The organism is Halalkalibacter flavus (genome assembly GCF_036663575.1).
GTDB classification, from domain to species: domain Bacteria; phylum Bacillota; class Bacilli; order Bacillales; family Bacillaceae_D; genus Halalkalibacter; species Halalkalibacter flavus.
The window spans coordinates 69,749-90,893 of record NZ_JAWRVK010000013.1 but is presented as its reverse complement, the minus strand read 5'-3'; the positions used below and the strand labels follow the sequence as shown (position 1 = coordinate 90,893).

General features: G+C 37.9%; 16 protein-coding genes and 1 riboswitch. Of the genes, 3 read left to right on the top strand and 13 right to left on the bottom strand.

All coding sequences use genetic code 11. The features are described 5' to 3' along the window. Positions 1-103: 103 nt before the first annotated feature. From gcvPB to SAY88_RS10760, 10 genes are all read right to left on the bottom strand, one after another. The gene (gene gcvPB / locus SAY88_RS10805) at positions 104-1,588 is read right to left on the bottom strand and encodes an aminomethyl-transferring glycine dehydrogenase subunit GcvPB (RefSeq protein WP_332631732.1); all 1,485 of its coding nucleotides are present in this window, start codon (positions 1,586-1,588) and stop codon (positions 104-106) included. After that, positions 1,575-2,933, bottom strand: a complete 1,359-nt coding sequence (gcvPA, locus tag SAY88_RS10800) for an aminomethyl-transferring glycine dehydrogenase subunit GcvPA (RefSeq protein ID WP_332631731.1) — start codon at positions 2,931-2,933, stop codon at positions 1,575-1,577. The genes gcvPB and gcvPA overlap by 14 nt, the downstream gene beginning before the upstream one ends. Position 2,934: 1 nt before the next feature. Further along, positions 2,935-3,330: a glycine cleavage system protein GcvH gene (gene gcvH / locus SAY88_RS10795; protein WP_332631730.1), complete on the bottom strand. Its 396-nt coding sequence runs from the start codon at positions 3,328-3,330 to the stop codon at positions 2,935-2,937. A 184-nt stretch (positions 3,331-3,514) separates the two neighbouring features. After that, positions 3,515-4,615 carry a glycine cleavage system aminomethyltransferase GcvT gene (gcvT, locus tag SAY88_RS10790; protein ID WP_332631767.1) on the bottom strand — a complete coding sequence of 367 codons (1,101 nt, stop codon included), beginning with the start codon at positions 4,613-4,615 and terminating at the stop codon, positions 3,515-3,517. 31 nt (positions 4,616-4,646) lie between these two features. Then, a complete protein-coding gene (sdaAA, locus tag SAY88_RS10785) occupies positions 4,647-5,528 on the bottom strand; it encodes an L-serine ammonia-lyase, iron-sulfur-dependent, subunit alpha (RefSeq protein ID WP_332631766.1) in 882 nt (293 codons plus the stop codon). After that, a complete protein-coding gene (locus SAY88_RS10780; RefSeq protein ID WP_332631729.1) occupies positions 5,528-6,049 on the bottom strand; it encodes a serine dehydratase beta chain in 522 nt (173 codons plus the stop codon). The genes sdaAA and SAY88_RS10780 overlap by 1 nt, the downstream gene beginning before the upstream one ends. 17 nt (positions 6,050-6,066) lie before the next feature. Then, positions 6,067-7,317 (bottom strand): serine hydroxymethyltransferase, encoded by a 1,251-nt coding sequence (gene glyA / locus SAY88_RS10775; protein WP_332631727.1) that lies wholly within the window; start codon positions 7,315-7,317, stop codon positions 6,067-6,069. A gap of 277 nt (positions 7,318-7,594) precedes the next feature. Continuing rightward, a riboswitch (glycine riboswitch) is annotated at positions 7,595-7,696 on the bottom strand. 119 nt (positions 7,697-7,815) lie between these two features. Then, positions 7,816-9,030, bottom strand: a complete 1,215-nt coding sequence (locus SAY88_RS10770) for an amidohydrolase (protein ID WP_332631725.1) — start codon at positions 9,028-9,030, stop codon at positions 7,816-7,818. A 114-nt stretch (positions 9,031-9,144) separates the two neighbouring features. Further along, positions 9,145-9,849, bottom strand: a complete 705-nt coding sequence (locus SAY88_RS10765; protein WP_332631723.1) for a small-conductance mechanosensitive channel — start codon at positions 9,847-9,849, stop codon at positions 9,145-9,147. 17 nt (positions 9,850-9,866) lie between these two features. Then, the gene (locus tag SAY88_RS10760; RefSeq protein WP_332631721.1) at positions 9,867-10,580 is read right to left on the bottom strand and encodes a DUF5058 family protein; all 714 of its coding nucleotides are present in this window, start codon (positions 10,578-10,580) and stop codon (positions 9,867-9,869) included. A gap of 560 nt (positions 10,581-11,140) precedes the next feature. On the opposite strand from SAY88_RS10760, the gene SAY88_RS10755 reads away from it, so the two are divergent. After that, positions 11,141-13,246, top strand: a complete 2,106-nt coding sequence (locus tag SAY88_RS10755) for a helix-turn-helix domain-containing protein (RefSeq protein ID WP_332631719.1) — start codon at positions 11,141-11,143, stop codon at positions 13,244-13,246. 374 nt (positions 13,247-13,620) lie between these two features. Here SAY88_RS10755 and SAY88_RS10750 read toward each other — a convergent pair whose 3' ends face one another. Further along, a complete protein-coding gene (locus tag SAY88_RS10750; protein WP_332631717.1) occupies positions 13,621-14,115 on the bottom strand; it encodes a hypothetical protein in 495 nt (164 codons plus the stop codon). Between the two features lie 155 nt (positions 14,116-14,270). Next, complete coding sequence (locus tag SAY88_RS10745; RefSeq protein WP_332631715.1) at positions 14,271-17,462, bottom strand: DEAD/DEAH box helicase; 3,192 nt, start codon at positions 17,460-17,462, stop codon at positions 14,271-14,273. Positions 17,463-17,717: 255 nt separating this feature from the next. Here SAY88_RS10745 and ilvA point away from each other — a divergent pair, with 255 nt between their 5' ends. Further along, positions 17,718-18,923: a threonine ammonia-lyase gene (ilvA, locus tag SAY88_RS10740; protein ID WP_332631713.1), complete on the top strand. Its 1,206-nt coding sequence runs from the start codon at positions 17,718-17,720 to the stop codon at positions 18,921-18,923. A gap of 217 nt (positions 18,924-19,140) precedes the next feature. Here ilvA and SAY88_RS10735 read toward each other — a convergent pair whose 3' ends face one another. Continuing rightward, positions 19,141-19,395 (bottom strand): biotin/lipoyl attachment domain-containing protein, encoded by a 255-nt coding sequence (locus SAY88_RS10735; protein ID WP_332631711.1) that lies wholly within the window; start codon positions 19,393-19,395, stop codon positions 19,141-19,143. Positions 19,396-19,990: 595 nt separating this feature from the next. Here SAY88_RS10735 and SAY88_RS10730 point away from each other — a divergent pair. Then, the gene (locus tag SAY88_RS10730; protein WP_332631709.1) at positions 19,991-21,100 is read left to right on the top strand and encodes a spore germination protein; all 1,110 of its coding nucleotides are present in this window, start codon (positions 19,991-19,993) and stop codon (positions 21,098-21,100) included. Positions 21,101-21,145: the final 45 nt, after the last annotated feature.

The window sequence follows — 21,145 nt, the reverse complement described above, 5'->3', positions numbered from 1 at the left end:
ATGGAACTATAACCAGTACCTTCACATCCTCATTTTTGGTTTAATTTAAACCACCAGGAGTAAACTTCATTCCCGGTGGTTCATTTTTAACTTTAGAAATAGATTATGATTTTACTAGTTCTTTCTCCGTTGCTTCCACTTTTGTATAACGCAATATTGGTTGTCGTGCTGCTTGAACTTCATCCAATCGGCCAATTACCGTTGTATGTGGTGCATCCAAGACAATGCCTGGATTCTCTTCTACTTCTTTAGCAATTTGAATCATCACATCTGCAAATGCATCCATCGTTTCCTTTGACTCTGTTTCCGTTGGTTCGATCATCAAACACTCCTCTACATTTAAAGGGAAATAGATGGTCGGTGGATGGTATCCGAAATCAAGTAGACGTTTTGCCATATCAAGAGTTCTAACACCTAGTTTTTTCTGTCTTGATCCAGATAAAACAAATTCATGTTTGCAAATTTGTGAATACGGTGCCTCGAAATATGGCTCCAGTTTTTTACGAAGATAGTTTGCATGAAGTACCGCACTTTCAGATACTTGACGCAAGCCTTCAGGACCCATTGTACGAATATACGTATACGCACGAACTAGAATACCGAAGTTTCCATAATACCCTTTGACACGTCCAATCGATTGTGGATGACTCGAGTTTATTACGTATTTACCATTATTATTTTCAATGCGTGGAATTGGTAAATAAGGAATCAACTTTTCTTTTACACCTACCGGACCTGCTCCAGGACCGCCGCCTCCATGAGGGGTTGTAAATGTCTTGTGAAGATTTAAGTGTACAATGTCAAAGCCCATTTTCCCTGGTGTTGTTTTTCCTAAAATCGCATTTGCATTTGCACCATCATAGTACAGTAAGCCCCCTGCTTCATGAACAACTTTGGCAATTTCCACTATTTCTTTTTCAAATAATCCAAGTGTGTTAGGGTTTGTTAGCATCAATGCTGCCGTATCACTATCAACATGTTTCTTTAATTCTTCTAAGTCAACCAATCCATCTTTATTCGATGGTATCGTTACCGTTTTGTAACCAGCAACTGTTGCACTTGCAGGGTTTGTTCCATGCGCTGAGTCTGGAACAAGGACTTTTGTTCTCGTCTCCCCTTTTTGTTCATGATAGGCTCTTACCATCATTAAACCAGTCCATTCCCCTTGAGCTCCTGCAGACGGTTGTAACGTAACAGCATCCATTCCCGTAATTTCGGCTAATTCTTCCTGCAATTCATATAAAAGCTGCAACGCTCCCTGTACAGTTTCACCTGGCTGATATGGATGAATACGACTAAAACCTTCAAAACGTGCTACATCTTCGTTGATTTTGGGGTTGTATTTCATCGTACAAGAACCAAGAGGATAGAAACCGTTATCAATACCATGATTCTTGTTCGAAAGCGCTGTATAATGGCGTACAAGCTGAAGTTCTGAAACCTCTGGAAGATCTGCTGGTATATCACGAATTAAATGTTTAGGAAATTTATCTTGTACATCGACTTTGTCAACGTCACTTTCTGGAAGGCTTGAACCGACACGTCCTGGTTGACTGACTTCAAAGATTAGCTCGCTATACTCTACCATTTACAATCGCCTCCAACACTTCTACAAATTGTTTTATCTCTTCTTTTGTTCGTTGATCTGTTACAGCGATGAGCATACGATTGTCAAAGCCGTAATCATTTCCTAAATCAAACCCACCGATAATCCCCGCATTAAGAAGCTCTGCATTTACTTCCTTGACTGGAAGTGGAAGTTCAACAGTAAACTCATTAAAAAATGGTGATTTATTCAAAATCGTAAATCCTTTTTCTTCTAGAAGTTTAGCCATGTAGTTCGCTTTTTCTAGATTCAGCTGCGCCATATCACGCACCCCTTGCTTTCCAAGTGCTGTCATACAAATGGCAGAAGCAAGTGCATTCAATGCCTGATTTGAACAAATATTTGATGACGATTTGTCTCGACGAATATGCTGCTCACGAGCTTGCAATGTTAAGACAAACCCACGCTTTCCTTGCTCATCTGTTGTTTGCCCTACAATACGTCCCGGCACTTTTCGCATGAATTTTTTAGTGACCGCAAAATAACCGCAATGTGGACCACCAAAGGCCATCGGTATTCCTAGTGGCTGCATATCACCGATGACGATATCTGCACCTAGTTTACCTGGTGCTTGCAGGAGAGCTAATGCTAATGGGTTCGCACTTACGACTAATAGTGCTCCTTTTTCAGCGGCAATTTTCTTAATTTCTCTTAAATCTTCAATAGAACCGAAGAAGTTCGGGTATTGAACAATAACCGCTGCCGTATCCTTTTCAATCTGTTCTTGCAATTTTTCTAAGTCTGTCGTTTCCGTAGCAAGATTTACTTCTTCAACTGTATAACCTTGACCACGTGCTACTGTATCTAATATTGCACGCGATTCAGGATGAACCGCTTTCGATACTAACACTTTGGAACGTCTTGTTGATGCAACAGCAAGTGATGCAGCCTCAGCAAGTGAGGTAAACCCGTCATACATCGAAGAATTAGCAACATCCATTCCTGTTAATTCACAAACCATCGTCTGAAATTCAAAGATCGCTTGTAACTCACCTTGGCTGATTTCTGGTTGATATGGTGTATATGCTGTGTAAAATTCGGAACGAGAAATCATATGATTAACTACGCTAGGAATGTAGTGATCATACGTACCGGCACCAAGAAAAATCGGGTATTGATTTGCATTTTTATTTTTTCCTGCCATCTGATACATTTTTTTCTGAAGAACCGGTTCCGGATCAGCCTTTGGAATGCGTAACTCCCCTTCTAAACGAATGTCAGCGGGAATGTCTTCAAATAAATCATCAACAGAATTAACATTTAATAAAGAGAGCATTTCCTTTTGATCTTGTTTCGTGTCAGGAAGGTATCTGAAAGTAGCTGTCATTTTATTCCTCTCCTTCATTAATAAATGCTTCGTACTCATCTTCATTTAGTAATGCATCTAACTCTTCTGGATTTGATAGATCGACTTCTACTAACCAACCTGACTCATATGGATGCTCGTTAATTGTTTCAGGAGTATCCTCTAAGTCTGCGTTTACACTAACAACTGTACCTGATACAGGAGAGAAGAGTTCAGAAACCGCTTTAACCGACTCGATTGTTCCCATCGATTCATTCGCTATTACTTCATCATCAACTTCTGGATTCTCAACAAAGACAATATCTCCTAATGACTTTTGCGCATAATCAGTAATCCCGATTCTTACGCGATTTCCTTCAAGTTGTAATACCCACTCATGTTCCTTGCTGTATCGTAAGTTTGCTGTTGTAGTTGTCATAATTCTTTCATCCTTTCAAAACAATTCTATTTTTATATTTTCTTAGTTTTTATAAAAAACACTATAATACGATGCGAATACTTGGTTATTTGTTAAAACTTCATCGAAAAACAATAGCAACATCAACAATATGGTCACTTATCTTTTAAAGTTCCATCCATAATGCCAAGTTTCATTTATTAACTTAACCTTTTTTATAAAACGGTGATTTTACTACAACTGCATCAACCTTTTTCTTACGGATCTCAACTTTAAGCTGTGTTCCCAATTTAGCATGCTCCACAGATAGTAGCGCAAGTCCCAAGCTTTTCTTTAAAGATGGTGATTGTGTCCCAGAGGTAATAAAGCCAATTTCCTCTTCATTAGTAGCAGAAAGGACTTTGTAACCGTGACGTGGAATGCCCCTTCCTGTTATTTCAATACCAACTAATTTACGTTTTAATCCTTCTTCTTTTTGTTTTGCTAGAGCATTTTTACCGATAAATTCACTTTCTTTATTCGTTTTTACTGCAAAGCCAATTCCTGCTTCAAGCGGGCTGATTTCGTTAGTAAGTTCCTGACCATACAGTGCAAGACGAGCCTCGAAACGAAGGGTATCACGTGCACCAAGTCCACATGGTTTTAGACCCTCTTTTTTTCCTACTTCTAAAAGCTTATTCCAAAGTGATTCGGCTTTTTCTTCTGGCAAATAAAGCTCAAAGCCGTCCTCCCCAGTGTAACCCGTTCGAGATACGAGGACTTCGTTAATACCATCAATATTTACATTTTGAACAAAGTGGAAAAAGCCAATGTCCGCTAAATCTGTATTAGTTAACTTTTGTAAAATGTTTTCTGCCTTTGGACCTTGGATAGCAAGTTGTGCAATGTCATTTGAAATATTTTGGAGCCTTACCTCTCCTTCAACGTGCTGCTTCATCCAATCGAAATCTTTCTCTATGTTTGCTGCATTAATAACTAGTAAAAATTTTTCATTCTCCAACTTGTAAATTAGCAAGTCATCAACTGTACCACCGTCTGGATAGCACATTGCTGTATACTGTGCTTGATTGATACTAAGCTTTGTTACATCGTTTGTTACAAGGTAGTTAATATAGCTTTCAGCATCTTTCCCTTCAACGAGTACTTCACCCATATGAGAGACATCAAAAAGCCCTGCTTTCTTCCGAACCGTCTCATGTTCTTCTAAAATACTTGAAAACTGTACCGGAAGTGCCCAACCTCCAAAATCAATAACTTTTGCACCATACTTTTCATATGATTCAAAGAGTGGTGTACGGAGTAACATCGTTTCCTTACTCAATTTAATACCCCCAAGATTAAGATTTCTTACTAAATAGACGTTCTTTGACCTTTTTACCTGTTTCTGTCATCGCTAAGCCCCCAAGTGAAGTTTCCTTGAGTACCCGCGGCATATCTTTTCCGACTTTATACATTGCTTCAATCACTTCATCACAGGGAATGCGACTTTCAACACCTGCAAGTGATAAGTCCGCTGCTGAAAATGCGATTGATGTCCCAATTACATTTCGCTTAATACAAGGTACTTCAACAAGTCCTGCAACCGGATCACAAACTAAGCCAAGAAGCGACTTCATTGCAATGGCCGTTGCATTTACCGCTTGCTTTGGTGTACCGCCTTTTAATTCGACAATCGTTCCGGCAGCCATTGCTGTTGCAGAGCCAACCTCCGCCTGACATCCGCCTGCTGCCCCCGAAATAAAAGCACGATTGGCAATGATATAACCAAGTGCACTTGCTGTAAATAACCCCATGACTAAATCCTTGTAGGAGGTGCCATCATTTTTGTGAAGAGAGAACAACACTCCAGGTAAAATACCAGCTGCTCCGGCAGTTGGAGTGGCTACGATAACCCCCATCCTTGCATTGCTCTCAGATGTAGCAAGAGAAAAGGTCATCGCATCACTGATATAATTTCCCGATAACGATTTACCCCGTCTTACATAATCACCCATTTTCATTGCATCCCCTCCCGAAATACCACTCGGTGCAGGTGAGGGATCATTTTTTCCACTATCCACAGCTTCTTTCATTTTAATTAACCGTTCTTCCATCATCTTGATAATTGTTTCTTTATCTCTTCCAGACTTTCTCTCTTCCATCATTAGCATGACTTGGCTAATCGGCTTCTTTTCACGTGTACAGATTTCAATAAGCTCGCTCATTGACTGGATTTCCATCATATAACACCCTTTAGTACTGTCTCTTTCTTCATATCTTGATGATGGCGTGCTACAAGTGTTGATATTTCATCACTTGTACTCAAGCGAATATCTAGTAATTCATCATTAATCATAAAGATTTTTGATAAACCACCCCCTAGAGATGCTCCACCTACTTTCACCTCTATCCCCGCACGTTTCGCTGTTACGATTGTTGTATTTGGATGATCAAAATAAGGGCAGCTATCTTCAAGCTGGAATTTGTAGTTTAGTCCATATTCATAAGTCATCTTGATTGCATGTTTAATCCTAGAATCATCCGTATCCATCCCAAGCAAACCACCAAGAATCGCTTTATCTGTACCATGGCCTTGATGTGTTTCTGTAAAGGAACCGTAAAAAGTAATCTCTGCTTTTTCAGGACATCCACCTACAAGCTCGTGAACAAACTTGCCGATTGATACGACACCTGCTGTATGTGAACTTGAAGGTCCAACCATAATTGGACCAATAATATCAAAGCAACTTTGAAATTCCATAAGTGATTTCTCCTTTCTTACACAGTAATTTGCTGTTGAAATAACGGATAGGCACCACAAATGGCTTTTGTTGTTTCCTTTGCCTTTTTTAAAACAGTTATATCCCCTTTACTTTTCAAAACATCTGCGATTACTTTGGCGATTTTCTCCATTTCATCCTTTTTCATCCCCCGAGTTGTTAATGCTGCAGTCCCCATACGGATTCCACTTGTAACAAATGGGCTTTGAGGATCATATGGGATCGTATTCTTATTAGCCGTAATACCAGCCTCTTCAAGTAACTTCTCCGCTTCCTTTCCTGTTAAGTCCCATGGCCTGACATCTAGTAGTACAATATGATTCTCTGTACCTCCAGAAACAAGGGCTGCTCCTTCTTTCTTTAATGCTTCACCAAGTGTTTCAGCATTATCGATGACTTGTTTGGCATATTCTTTAAAACTTGGCTGTAATGCTTCTTTGAAAGCAACCGCCTTAGCTGCAATAATATGCATCAGTGGCCCGCCTTGAATTCCCGGGAAGACAGCTTTATTAATCTTTTTAATGATTTCTTCGTCATTTGTTAAAATGATACCGCCACGAGGTCCGCGTAATGTTTTATGTGTAGTACTTGTAACAACGTCAGCATAAGGGACTGGTGATGGATGTAATCCTGCTGCAACAAGGCCAGCAATATGTGCCATATCCACCATTAAAATCGCACCAACTTGAGTTGCAATTTCTTTAAATTTGGCAAAATCAATCTTTCTTGGATATGCACTTGTACCTGCAATAATTAATTTTGGTTTTTCTTTTTTCGCTATAACTTCTAGCTCATCATAATCAATCAAATGAGTATCTTCTCTCACCCCATACGACACAACATCAAACCACTTTCCTGACATACTTACTGGGCTTCCATGAGTTAGATGCCCACCGTGTGATAAATTCATTCCCATTACTTTATCACCTGGATTAAGCAAAGCAAAAAATACAGCTGTATTTGCCTGTGCCCCTGAGTGAGGTTGCACGTTTGCAAATTGAGCACCGAATAATTTGGTTAATCGTGCAATTGCTGCTTGTTCCGCTTCATCAACGTATTCACAACCACCATAATAACGTTTCCCTGGATAACCTTCCGCATATTTATTTGTCATCACACTTCCCATTGCTTCTAGTACGTCTGGGCTTACAAAGTTTTCAGATGCAATTAACTCCAATGTACTGTGTTGACGCTTTTTTTCATTTTCAATTGCTTCAAAAATGAATGAATCGTTATGTTTTAAACTCATTCATACCCCTCCTAAAGTTGTTTTTGGATATCTGACTTATAAACTTGCTGCTCCTTTATTAAGGGAGCTGATCCGCTATCTTTTTTTATCCATGAAAAAAAGGACAAAGAAGGTAGCTGGTTTCTCTACCTTCTCTGTCCTTTTTGCAAACAAAAAAGGACAGAAAAAGATAGCACATATTCTCTACCCTTCTCTGTCCTTTTACCTGAGAGTTTAACTTCATTATTAACGAAGCCTACCCCTTTGGTGGCGTTTTATAACGCGCTCTCCAGAGGTGCGTCCTGTTGTAGTTCATCTACCTGAGAGATTGGTCCCAAGGGTCTTTTTGGAACTTGCTCCTTCGGTGGCACTTGCTTTTACACTCTCCTACAACAATCATCCGCAATATATTCAATTATTAATTAAGTTTAGAATAACGGCTAAATTTATATATGTCAACCACCTTTTTCCATTATTTTCACTATTCTAAAAAGTAGTAACATTATAAAAATATATCATTTAAACTGTTTTTTCTAGTTCAGAATGATGACTTTGTTGAAAATAACTACACACCACTTGTCCAACTGATTTAGCTGCAACTAAAAGTGAGTCTTCATCAATATCAAACTTCGGATGATGATTAAAATAAGCTTTCTCTACTACTTTTGGTTTACAGCCAATGAAAAAGAATGTTCCAGGAATTTTTTCTAGATAGTAAGAAAAATCCTCCGAACCTGAAAACTTAGGAAATTCGATCACTTGCTTTATATCTTGGTCATCCATCTTTTCAATACTTGATTTTACAAACTCAGTAATTTCCGGATGATTATATAAAGGCGGGTAATTATTCGTAAACGTAAAGTCACACGTCACCCCAAATTCAATTTCGATCCCTTTCACAATGCGGTGCATTTCTGTTTCAATGATTTGTCTTGCCTCAACTGACATGTAACGAGCATCGCCTTCCAGTTCAATCCGGTCTTTAATGACATTTCTTGCTCCTTTTCCATCAAATGAGCCAACAGTAATCACCCCAACATCAAATGGATTTAACCTGCGACTTATGATAGTTTGGATGGCGGTTACAAAATGTGCACCAGCCACAATTGGATCGTTTGCCAAATGTGGCGATGATCCATGACCTCCATTTCCTTGAATCCCTAACACAAAACGGCTCATCCCAGCCATTGAATACCCGCTGTTAAAGCCTACGGTCCCAGCAGAATCGACTGGCATTAAATGAGTACCAAAAATATGATCCACATCATCAATAATCCCCGAATCCAAAATACTTTTTGCTCCACCCGGTGGCATTTCTTCGGCATGCTGATGAATAATTTTGATTGTACCTGATAACGATGATTTCAATTGAATGAGACAATCAGCAAGTACCATCAAGTAAGCGGTATGCCCATCATGCCCACACGCATGCATCACACCGTCATTTTTAGATTTAAATGGCACATCAGTCTCTTCTTTAATGGCCAGTGCATCAAAGTCCGCTCTTAAAGCAATCGTATTTCCAGGATTCTCACCTTTGATTGTGACCACAATTCCAAACCCATTCCCTACATTACGTTCAATGTCTACATCTTTTCCTTCATAAAATTCAGCAATAAAATTCGCTGTATTTGCCTCTTCAAATGAAAGTTCAGGGTATTGATGTAAATAACGTCTAATGTTAATCATTTCTTCATTTCGTTCTTCCAACATTGTCATTAATTGTTTTCTCATAGAAAAAGTTTCCCCACCCTTGATTACTAGTTATTTTTTATTAGTTTCAAAATGTTTAATAGGAAAGCTTATGTAAATATGATTATGACTGGTAGTACCTTTCCTCTTAAAACGTTATACAGAAGCTTTTGCTTCATTCCTCTTTTCTAAAAAGAGGCAAATAGTTATAGTCAAAATAATACATAGTAACATTTTCATATAGACAACTAGTGCTGTTAGGTTAATCACAAATCCAATCGCGAGTCCAATAACACCATAAGTGGGCTTTTTCATCGCGAACTGAGCCAATACGCCTCCAAAAATAGCTGGTAAAATAAACGGAAACACTTGTTGGATATGCTCTGGTATTTTTGAAACTAGCACGGCTCCTACAAGAATCATCGGAATAAGAAATACTTTATTTACTAATGATGCAGCACCTATTGCAAGGGTCGCTGTTATTTCACCTTTTTTGGTTCCTGGCTCTGCACCAATCGTATTTTGAGCAGCTGCTGCAGCTGGTAAACACATATTTCCAACATTCCCTGTTAGAAAACCAATATAAGTACCTGATACACCTAAAATGGTGTAATACATGATTGGTTCGAGCACCCAGACAACAGCAATAATTCCTGCATAGGCGAGAAATCCGCTCAATATTACACTCCAACCAGGATGATGCCCTAAGAAAAATGAAAGAACTACCGGCAACGATAACGATAAGATAATCGCAGCCCAAACTGTTAGTCGACCCCAAAAATGGGCTCTTGAATGAAACTGTTCTATTGCTGAACTACTAGTATCGCTAACTGTTGTCTTAATTGTATCTTTCAAACCCATAATTTACCCCCCTGTCATTAGACAAAGATAAAGTAACCCACAACTAAGCTAGTAAGAATCGATAGTCCTAGTGACCATTCACGTATCCAGTTCTTCTTTAGCTTGTCCGCTAATGCAGTTAAACCTAACATTGTAATACTCGCTGTTAGTACAGCTACAATATATTCAAATCCCTTAACCATTTCAGCACTTGCTAAATTCCCGAATGCAGCTACCATTGCAGCTGTTGCAATAATCATCATAAGCTTTTTATTTTTTTCATTTTTATTTATGATTTTCTTTTCAATCTTACTCATTGACTTCGTAGCCAATGCAACAAACACTAACCAGCCTACCCCACCTAAACATAATGTCCAAACAACTGCTGTAAATGCTTGGGTATTAAAGCTCGTACTTCCTAATTCAGAACCATAAGCATTTGCACCTAGACTTGCACCAACCGATTCAATCGGAGCAGATCCAATAATTCCAATCCTCATTAACGTCAGGGGCTCCCCCAGAAACGGAATCAAAGATAAAGCAACAATAACAATGGCGAATGAAGGACCAATTGCTGAAATGGCTCCCGTTTTTATTGCGCTATTAAGCTCACCTTTTGTCATACCAATTTCTTTACCTGCATCCTTTGCTAACAGAATAAACTTAACCGCTTGAAAAATGACCACAGCTAAAATCAAGAGTGCAATAACCCAAACTAATAAACCACTAGCTAACCTCATTGCCTCTTCCATCGACAGCACCACCTTTTCTCTTCTTAATTAACACTTACTAGTAACCTCCTATACCTAAAAGCAGTATTAGGGACATTCACCAACACATTGTATTAACCCTTATTTCACACAGAAAGACTCTATTTAGATGGCACTGAAAAAGGTTGATTTGTACCTTTTCAATGCCATTGCTACATTAATCGAGACATTGAAAAAGGTTGGTTTGTACCTTTTTCAGTGGCTTCCTCTATTTATCCCCCCTCTTACTTGATAACGCTTTCAAAACCAACAAAAAAATAATCAGGATATCAAAGCTGCTATAATTCAGGTTAAAAATTAGGAATTAAGTTAGTTTCCTATTCTAGAATGTTTTGATTTTCCGACTTTATCTAGTGATAGTGGTGTGCGTGCTATGGAGGAGTAATTCGTATTTTTCTTTCTATACCGAATCTTAATATTCTGTCTTTTCTTACTACACTTTTTACTATACACTTGAGATGACAATATTACAATGTGATAACATACATAATATCAGCTGTTTAAATGTATATTATTACACATCTATAGAAGGAGCACTATAAATGAATGAAATTGAGTACAGTCTTTTATTTTTAAAAGAGAAATTAGAGAATAGTCCATTTCAAGTGTGGGGATATAATTATTTCAAAAATGATCAGTACTTAATTTATAATAACGGGGAACACGAGCCCCTCCCCCCTTCGATTCTCTATTCAAATGAGGAAGAAAACTCATTAAAGATAGGAAAAGAAAGAAACAGAGTGGTCCTATCTTATTTTTACCCTGAGGGAAATCAACTAAATGTGTGTATTTATTCGCAATCAATACCTTTATCTAAAGAAGAAATTCAGTATTTATATTACTTTTTCTACCTTTTTCACACGAAAGAAATTATCGAAAGAAAAGATAATGAACTATATAATCTCATCAATAGTATTCACTCGATAACCTCTAGTCTTGATCTTGATGAAGTACTGGAAAAGATAATAAGTAATGCTCTTAAAGTAATTCCTGCTGCTGAAGCAGGTTTATTATTTCTTTATGATCAAGCAAGTGAAAAATTAATACCTAAAGCACCGATCGGATTCAATAACACCATTTATAATGTGAAATTTAAAGTTGGGGAATCCATTACTGGTAAAGTATTTGAAGACGGGAAAGGTAGAATATTTAATTCAAAAAAAGACGTATATGAAGAAATGGCTAAATACAATATCTCAACTGTAAACTTTGATTATATTACTGCTGGGAAATCTCCTGAAGCAGCAATGTGTGTGCCTGTCTCAATTGAAGACAAAAGAATTGGTGTCATGATTATTCATCAATGGAAGCAAAAAAAAGTATTCGTCGACCATGACTTACAATTGTTGCAAGGATTTGCCGAACAGGCTGCGATCGCTATTCAAAATGCAAAATATTATACAGTAGCAAATCAAAGGTTAGTAGAGGTTACAGTGTTAAGTAAAGAACTTCAAGAAAAAAACATGCAACTTCAAAAAAGGTACGAGGTACACCAAGCATTAATCAGTATATCTCTGCAAAATCAGGGATTTGAAAAAATTATTTACGAACTCAATCATATGATTAAACCCTCAATATCTTTTTTTAATGCACTTGAGAATAAATTCTGCTCTAGTAAAAGAACACAACCTCCTTTCAGTATTTTTGAAATGAAAATAATGTTTATGGAAAAACGCAATTCATTACATGTTACTGTAAGTGACTATGATAACAATAGTTATTTACTTTACCCAATTTATAACGGTATTGCTTTTCTGGGTTGCTTTATTGTTCATTTATCAGAGCCTTTATCTAAGTCTGACCAAATGACCCTTGAGCAAGGCAGCTCTGTTTTAGCTCTAGAATTAGTCAAAAAACAAACAATTACTGAAATCTTTTATAAAAAAAGACATGAGCAATTTCAAAGTTTACTTAGCTATAAGGATAACGAGCATTTATTACAACAAGCAAATGAAATCGGGATAAACATATCATCCTATTGTTTTATCGCTATTTTTGAGATACCGGTATACTCTGATTTACATCTACTTGAGATTGAAATACATCAACTAGTTTCTAAAATAAAAAATGAACTAGTCATTTCAGATAAATTTATTTATGGATTCCATAATAAAATCACATTACTTGCATCAAGTATAGAGCTTGATGACCTCAATCATATACAAACTAAGATTCATTATATTAAAGAGGAATATAAAAAAAGTAATAACTCTCTCTTTCGAGGTGGGATCAGCAGTACTTATAAAGGGCTAAAAAATGTCAAGAAATGTTACGATGAAGCAACTAAGACTCTATCTTATTTAGCTGATCGTAATAGAAATGATATTATTTGTTACGAAGATATTGGTTTGAATCGTTTATTTTTAAATCAATCCTCTCAAGAAATAGAACAATTTGTACATGATGTCTTATCTCCCTTGTGGTCTGATAACGATAGAAACAAAGATTTAGAAAAAACTCTCCTTTCTTACATCGAATACAATCGTTCTGCTACAAAAACAGCGAATGATCTGCATATTCACATTAATACGCTTTATCAACGCCTTAAAAAAATTGAAGATTTGCTTCAAATTGACTTTCAAAATAATGAGGATGTATTAAAAATACAATTAGCTTGTCACTTAAAAGCAACCTATCACCAATCATAGCGTCAAAAATTACCCAGGAAACTTACTTACTTTTTCTGGGTAATTACAGTCTAGAATCTCTTTTTCTCAATTATACAGTGTACTTATTATGAGGTTGAGAGTGGTATTTAAAATTTGATTGTCACCTGGTTCATCATTAAATGGATTGCCTTTTTTCCGATTCAATTGGATCATATGTAAAAGAAGGGATCGAACTAGCAAAACAATGTGGTTTCAACTATATTTTCTCTTTTGAAAAGAGGAGACCTGTTCCTATTAAGATTTAATAAGATTATTTAAAATCTCCCTGTTCATTCAACACAGTAAGACCAGAAATCTTCGTTCCTCACCAGAAACAAAACAAAGACCTATGCGTAAGTACATAGGCCTTTATTTTATGATGATTGCTTCTCTCTCAGTTCTATCGGATACACAAGAATTTCATCAAAGTAACTAAAATTTGTTTTCTCTAGGATGTAGCTATACATTTCACTTGGGAACTCAGAAGCTGCAAATGGACTATTTTGATACTCATAAAGATAAAGGTAAAGGGCTGCTAAATCGGGTCTATCTTGAAAGAACGCTCGTACATTCTTTTCAATCATCTGTTCAATGTATGCTTCAATTTTTTGTTCATCTTTTTCAAATTTCTTGTATAAATCAATTCGATAATCAAAGAACTCCTCATAGAAATTTCCACTTTCATCTTCTAGAAAGACTTCAATAAAACCTCTATTCATACTAAATGACTCCACATACTCTCGGAAATATTTATTCTCCGAATAAAGCTCTAGGGATTTACTTCTTGCTTCAGCCTCATCACTTGCTTCAACAATGAACGTCTCTTCTTGATCAACATCACTACTAGGAAAAACTAGAAAAGTCGGCATATCTATTTCCTCCTTTTTACAACAAGTACCTAAATGGATATATTTACTTTATCTATTTTTCTAATAGTTGTGGTATAAATGGTAAGAAAATCTTGCTAGGAAAATTGCTTCTTCGTTAAGCTGTATCGTTCTCTGATGCTGACCCCCATGCTTAGTTACCCCATTAATATCTCACGAATATCCTCTTCTGTTAAGGCAACTGACCTTTGCTCTTCTGAATCCACAATCTCCGCAACAAGATCTCTCTTTTTCTCCTGCAGCTCATTCATCTTTTCTTCAATCGTACCACGTGCTACTAGCTTGATCACTTTCACACTTTTTTCCTGCCCCATTCTGTGTGCTCGATCTGCCGCTTGTTCCTCGACGGCAGGATTCCACCATAGATCATATAAGATAACGGTGTCCGCCCCTGTCAGGTTCAGTCCTGTTCCCCCTGCTTTCAAGGAAATCAGGAACAGCTCTCTCTCCCCATCATTGAATCGATGGCAAAGATCCAATCGTTCCTCTGAAGGAGTCTGCCCATCAAGATAGAAATAAGTATGTCCTCTTAATATGAGCTCTCTGCCAATTAGTTCAAGCATTTTCGTGAATTGGGAGAAGATCAGCACTCTTCTACCCGCCTGTCTTGATTCTTCAACGATTTGCAGAAGCTGTTCAAATTTCGCTGAGCTTCCCTTATAGCCATCTACAAACAAAGCGGGATGACAGCAAATTTGGCGCAGCCTGGTTATTCCTGCTAATATTTTTATTCGGTTTTTTCGCAGTGTATCCTTATCAAGGTGCTTTACGGTTTCATGCCTGAGCTTTGCTAAATAAGCCAGATAGAGCTTCTTTTGTTCAGGGAGCAGTTCGGCTGTTACAAGTGATTCCTCTTTCTCAGGTAACTCGGAAAGCACATCCTCTTTTATTCTACGCAGTAAAAACGGGCGAACTCTTGTAGCAATTTGTTTCCTCGTTAGCTGGCTGTATTCTTTTAATCCTTGGAATAGCTGAGGAAAGACGACATGATAAATCGACCAAAGTTCTTCAACTGAATTTTCAACCGGTGTTCCTGTCAGCCCAAAGCAGTGTTCGGTCTTAATTCTTTTAACGGCTCGAGCGGTTTGGGTTACCGGGTTTTTAAACGCCTGAGCTTCGTCAAAGAAAACCGTATGAAACATTTGCTTTTCATACCATTTGATATCCCGCCGGAGTAACGGATATGACGTAATGATGATATCTTCTTTCGGATCCTTTAGAAGCCGTTCTCTTTCTTCTTTCCTTCCATCGATCACAACCGCTTGTAGTTCAGGTGCAAATCTCATGATTTCACGTAACCAGTTATACGTTAAGGAGGATGGACAAACAATTAGCACAGGTTGGCCGCTTTTGCGAATACGCTCAAGCTCTGAAACGATGAAGGTAATGCTTTGCACCGTTTTTCCAAGCCCCATGTCATCGGCTAGAACACCTCCAAAGCCATAGCTTGCGAGTGTCTTCATCCATTGATATCCGCGCTTTTGATAGTCTCGTAATACTGACTCGAAGTTTCTCGGTACCTCATATTCTACATTTCCAGGATTCAGCAGCTGATCAAGAAATTGTCGAAATGATTCCTCTGCCTTAAAAACATCGCTGTCCTCAATGGAATCAAGAAACTTGAGTCCTTGTGTGATAGGCACATTCAAACTAGCATCCCAGTCTTGATCTTGAGGCGGAACGGCATTCAAGAAACGTTGAATTTCTTCCATTTCTCTTGTCTCAAGCGACAGGAGCGACCCATTTTGAAGACGGTAATATTTACGTTTCTCTTCTAATGCCGCTAAAATCTCCTTAATCTCATTGTCTGCTACCCCGTTCATCTCGAATGTAAATGCCAGCCAATTGGTTCTTTCCTTTTGATTGACCTTCACTCTTATTTTCGGAAAAGCGTTCTTTTTAAAGATCCGGTTTCGTACAGCCGTTGTCGCATAGATTCGGACTTGTTGTTTAAGCTTCGGAACGACATGGTATAAAAATTCATATTCAAACAATTCATTTTGCATGAAATAACCGCCATCTGTTTTTGAAAACCCGCTTTGCTCCATTAATTGCAGGATTTCCTCTTCTTTTTCCAAATCTCTGATCACCATCGGGCCTTTGGCAATGTCTCGGCTTTCTAATGGTTGAATCATGATATTTTCATAATGAAATTCTAGTCCTGCAAGCAGTCGGTTTCTCAAACGATCCAAGTATAGCTTGGCAACAAGTGGGGCTTTCAACATCTCCTGAGACAACGCTTTTGAAAGGTGGACCTCACCAATTTTTTTCAGGCCAGGTACGATTTCAGTAAGAAAAAATTCAATTTCCCCTTGTGGAATCGGAACATGATTGTTACTTGGGGACGCTAGCATTTGCTTTAATTCAAATAATCGCTCGCAATCTTTTTCCTCTAGTTGAAACACTTTCCCCTCACACAACACCACACGATAAAGTGGCAAAACACTCATTCGTTCAAAACCTTTGATCGCCAATTGATGATCGGGACCCTCGGTTTCTTCAAGGGTAAACTGGATAGGAGGTGCTCCTTCCACCAGATTAAATTGTTCAAATTCATGTCCATCATGCATAAGCGAAATGAATGGGGCCTTTGAGAATAAAGGGATCAGGTCCTCCCAAGAGGATGGTGGAATCAGTAATATCTGATTCGTATCGGTAACCTCAGGCATTGCTTCGAGAAAGGCTTTTTCATCATGAATGATTCGGATAAGCTGTTGGATAATGGCATCTGTATCCTTTGAAAAACAGTGAATGTTTGGCTCATAAGTACCTACACTAGGCTTTCCTTGTTCCACATTTACTAGAAACTCGCGTATGTATGGTATTTTTGTCTTCTTGATCTCAACTTCTATTCCAAGCAAGGGCTGATTCTTTCCGGTCAAAACAGGTTTAATGATAAACCTGACAGTCAGAACCTCTCTTTCTTCAAAATAACGTTTCTGTCCACTTGATTGTGTTTGTTTTTCTTGAAAAAGAGAGATAAAGTCTTTTGTTAACTCACCATAGGTTGCTGGATTAGAATGAACACTTAAAGGGGATGTTTCTTGTCGTTGCAGATCATAAAGCGAAAGTAAAACTGCTGCGATATGCTGGCAGCTTTTTTGATAGTTGGCTAATGTCGGACAACTACACGTCATCTGAATGTCCCCAGCTTCTCCTTTTTCTATGGTGACATGAAAGTCTTCCTTCCCACTAACGGACGCTTCACAGAAATCAGGTCTATACTCTTGAAATGTCACTTTATTGGAGCGATAAAAAGAGTCCCCTTTTTTATAGGAGACCATACCGCATAATTCTTTAATTATCTTGTGAGTTAGTTTCATCTCCATGACTTCCGCTCTCTTCTTTAATTTGGTCTTACATAAACCCTATCACAATTTTGATAAGCAAAAAAGATTTAAGCTTATGGCACTATTATGAATGAGTCTCTCTATGAGCTTTAGTAACCTTACTTAAGCAGTTAATGACTTGAATCAGACCTTAGCAGAAATGTATCAATATTGTTGCGAATAACCTTTTTCCTCCTGTAAAAACTAACATAATACTAGTTCAACTGATTTAAAGCATAACTAGGAGGGGCACAAATGGTTTCATTAAACGATATTGTAACAGCTCAGGAAAAGATGACGGGAATCGTACATAAAACTCCATTAGACTACTCACTAACCTTTAGTGAATATTCGGATAACGATATTTATTTAAAGCTTGAGAATTTGCAAAAGACAGGTTCCTTTAAAGTACGCGGCTCCTACAATAAAATGATTTCATTGAGAAAAGAAGAATTAAAAAATGGGGTCGTTGCTGCTTCTGCAGGAAATCATGCACAGGGTGTTGCTTATGCCAGTAGGATGCTTGGCATCCCTTCTACCATTATCATGCCAGCAGGGGCTCCATTAAGCAAAGTACAAGCAACAAAAGAATATGGTGCCAACGTTGAATTAAAAGGAGCTGTATTCGATGAAGCCCTTGCCTATGCCCTAGATCTAAAAGATCAATCAGGAGCTGCTTTTGTTCATGCCTTTGATGATGAAGCTGTCATTGCTGGGCAAGGAACGGTTGGACTTGAAATTATGGAACAGATTTCTGAAGTCGATGCTATTGTCTGCCCAATCGGGGGTGGCGGGTTAATTGCTGGACTCGCAGCGGCAGTGAAAGAAAAAAATCCATCTATACAAGTGTACGGAGTAGAAGCAGCGGCTTGTCCGAGTATGGCACAATCGCTTTTGGAAATGGAACCAATCACAGTCGAAGCTAGTCCAACGATGGCAGATGGGATTGCCGTCAAAAGGCCAGGTCAACACACCTTTCCATTAGTTCAACGATACGTGGATGACATGCTCACTGTTGATGAAACAGAAATTGCTCGAACGATGCTTATGCTACTTGAGAGGAACAAACTACTCGTGGAAGGGTCAGGCGCAGTTTCACTAGCTGCCCTGTTAAATCAAAAGCTTCCTATCAAAAACAAGAAAGTTGTACCCGTTATAAGTGGCGGAAACGTGGATGTAAGTTTTATTTCTAGAATTATTGAAAGAGGTATGGTTGAGGCCGGACGTTTTATGCGTTTCAATACCATCCTCAAAGATAAGCCTGGAAACCTTGAAAAAGTGTTACAGGTTGTGACAGAACACCAAGGAAATATATTAGATATCTCCTTTAGCCACATGGGGGATAAAATTTATCCGAGCTATGCCCAATTATCTATTTCTGTTGAAACAAGAGATCGGCACCATATTGAAGAAATCATAAAAGCATTGCAGAAAAAAGGGTACTCAGCGGAATTGATCTAAATTCGAAAAAGGATTGAGACCGCCAGTAGCTGGCATGTACTGGCGGTCTGATCTCGTATAAAGGTGGATCTCTATGATCAGTAAAAGAATCCACCATTTAAAATTATCAGCCAGGTCTAAGGTTCTTTAAAGTGACTGGGGTAGCGGATTATAATAATGCGTTTAAAACCTTTACTAAGAAATCCCTTTATAACCCAAACTTACATATTATAAAACATTAATCACTACCAGTGATCAAAAGATCATCTTTTAATAGAGCTAATATGCTCTCTGTCGATACAGAGTCTCCTTCTTTTATACAAAGAGAGGTAATCGTGCCACTAGCACCTACAGAAATCTCTTCCATATTTCCTTCAGGCGTTTTAATAAAAATTAACTTTTCCCACTCGTAGACGTATGAATCTTCTGTAATTAAAACTTTTTCAATGATCCCTTTACAAGGACTTGTTATCGTATGAGTTTCTTGAATCATTCTAAACACCTTCCAATTTTAATTATATTCATTTCCAACTACTATAGCGTGATTTCTCTTCCATTCTCTATATACCGACATATACGTTGGATTTTTAAAAGTAATTTTAAGCGATGTGCAGCAGGTACAGCAAATATCCCTATTACGATTAACTTCGTAAATTAAATTGAGGTATTTCCCTCCTTATAGTTAAATCGTTTCTAATTACGTTTTTATGCCCTCCCCTTAGTGAACGGTTGTTAGTGTACACAGTGAGAAGGTGTAATTTAATTTAATACTTAAGTTACGGAAAGAAACAAAAAACTACAATTAAAATGAAAATGATTTACTGTTTTCAAAAGCCGACGTCCTTTTAGAAACGAGAATCGGTTTATTTTTATGTGAATTCATAGCTTTGTCTAAGATCTGAGAATTGGAGACAGGATGAATTACATTGTTTCAATTGTTTTCTACTAATGGATAGATTAAGCGCGATTTGCAAAGAATGGATTTAATAAGGTCTACCTGTTTGTTCCAATTTTTTTGGAGTTATGGAAACTCTAAGTTGATTATAACTCTCCTAAGAATAGCTCACTATGAAAAGGAGTGATAAGCAATGATAGTTCGTACAAAAGATAAAATTACCACTCCCCAAGCCATTATTATCGTGATCAATTATATTGTTGCTGTTGGGATCCTTACCCTTCCTAGAACAACTGTGGAGCAAATACAGACACCGGATGCATGGATCGCCGTCATTATAGGCGGATTGATTGCGATGATTGCAGGGGTAATTATTGTAAAAATAAGTCAACGCTTTCCTGAAAAAACTTTTTTTCAATACAGCCAAGAACTTGTTGGGAAATGGCTGGGAATGTTTCTTAGTCTCCTTATTATTGGATATTTCCTTTTAAGTACTGGGAATCAAGTTCGCTCATTAGCGGCAGTAACAGAATTATATCTGCTCAATGAGACCCCGATCTGGGCCATCACTTTGCCCTTTATGTGGATCGGTCTTTATTTGATCATTGGAGGAATCAACCCGCTCACCCGCCTGTTTGAGATTATCTTTCCCATTACGATTATCATCTTTTTATTGGTCACCTCTTTAAGCTTCGGAGTGTTTGAAATTGATAATCTTCGCCCTGTATTAGGGTTGGGCGTTAAACCTGTATTAGATGGCATCAAGACAACGGCTCTTGCGTTTACAGGCTTTGAAATAATGTTCATTATTGTAGCGTTTATGAAACATCCAAATCAAGCTGTAAAAGTTGTATTAGTCGGGATTTCCATACCCTTGTTATTTTACGTCATAACGGTCGTAATGGTCATCGGAGCGTTATCCGTCGATGGGGTTACATTGAGAACGTGGCCGACTCTTGATCTCATGCGGACCTATGAAATTACCGGTTTAATATTTGAACGTTTTGAGTCTTTGTTACTCGTAATATGGATTATGCAAATATTTGCTACTTTTACAATAACCTATTATTCCGCTGCTTTGGGACTATCTCAACTCTTCCAAAAGAACATTCGCCTATTTATGTATGGATTGATGCCTGTCATTTATCTCATTGCTATCATTCCGAAAACTACAAATGATCTATTTAAAATCGGGGATTTAATTGGCAATATCGCATTAGGTTTATTTGGTGTTCTGCCATTACTGCTTCTCATTTTTTTAAGATTAAAGGATGGGAAAAAGAAAATTGATGTTCAGCCGTAAAAAGAATGGCATAGCCTCTAAATTTTCACTCACTAAATGTAAGTA